The sequence below is a fragment of the Idiomarina sp. UBA3176 genome, assembly GCF_002364295.1.
Lineage (GTDB): Bacteria > Pseudomonadota > Gammaproteobacteria > Enterobacterales > Alteromonadaceae > Idiomarina > Idiomarina loihiensis.
Window position 1 is genome coordinate 1 of sequence record NZ_DEXU01000004.1, and the last position, 817, is coordinate 817.

2 protein-coding genes are annotated in these 817 nt (G+C 44.8%); both read left to right on the top strand.

Features of this window, described 5'->3' with window-relative positions; translation table 11 throughout:
- Positions 1 to 134 precede the first annotated feature (134 nt).
- Positions 135 to 401 (top strand): DUF4212 domain-containing protein, encoded by a 267-nt coding sequence (locus B2U97_RS01475; RefSeq protein ID WP_011234430.1) that lies wholly within the window; start codon positions 135 to 137, stop codon positions 399 to 401.
- Between the two features lie 6 nt (positions 402 to 407).
- Positions 408 to 817, top strand: a 410-nt coding sequence (locus tag B2U97_RS01480; protein WP_414653834.1) for a sodium:solute symporter family transporter, incomplete at its 3' end; no start/stop codon positions are given.

Here is an 817-nt window from a genome sequence, read left to right on the forward strand (position 1 = left end):
CGCTGGGGGCTTTTTTTATGTCTGAATTCTCCTTTCAATCAGCTACGACCAAAGTCCTATTCCCCTTGTTAACAATTGCATTTACATTTGTTATCGACCTAAAACAATAATGTTGAACAACTGGAGGGGACGTTATGGCATTCGAAAGCGAATCCCATGCCAAAGCGTATTGGAAAGAAAACCTCAGCTTGATGCTCAAGCTGCTAATTGTATGGTTTGTCGTTTCCTATGGCTTTGGAATTATATTGGTGGACGTGCTTAACGAAATCACTTTCTTCGGCTTCAAGCTGGGATTCTGGTTCGCACAGCAAGGTTCCATTCTGACTTTCATCGTGCTTATCTTCATTTATGTGAGAGGCATGGCCGCGTTAGATAACAAATACAATGTACACGAGGACTAAGGCGCTATGGATATTCAAACGCTCACCTTTATAATCGTCGGCCTGACTTTCGCCCTATACATAGGTATTGCGATTTGGTCACGTGCCGGCTCAACTAATGACTTTTATGTAGCAAGCGGCGGGGTTAACCCTATTGCCAATGGTATGGCAACGGCCGCAGACTGGATGTCAGCTGCTTCTTTTATTTCAATGGCGGGTATCGTCGCCTTTGCCGGTTATGATGGTTCTGTTTACCTAATGGGTTGGACTGGTGGCTATGTACTGCTGGCTATGTGTCTTGCTCCTTACTTACGTAAGTTCGGTAAATTCACTGTGCCTGACTTCATCGGCGACCGCTACTATTCTCAAACGGCACGTACTATTGCAGTTATTTGTGCCATCTTGATCTGCTTTACTTACATTGCAGGGCAAATGCG

Coding starts and splice junctions, on each gene's coding strand:
- B2U97_RS01475 (WP_011234430.1), top strand. CDS start 135: ATGGCATTCGAAAGCGAATCCCATGCCAAAGCGTATTGGAAAGAAAAC.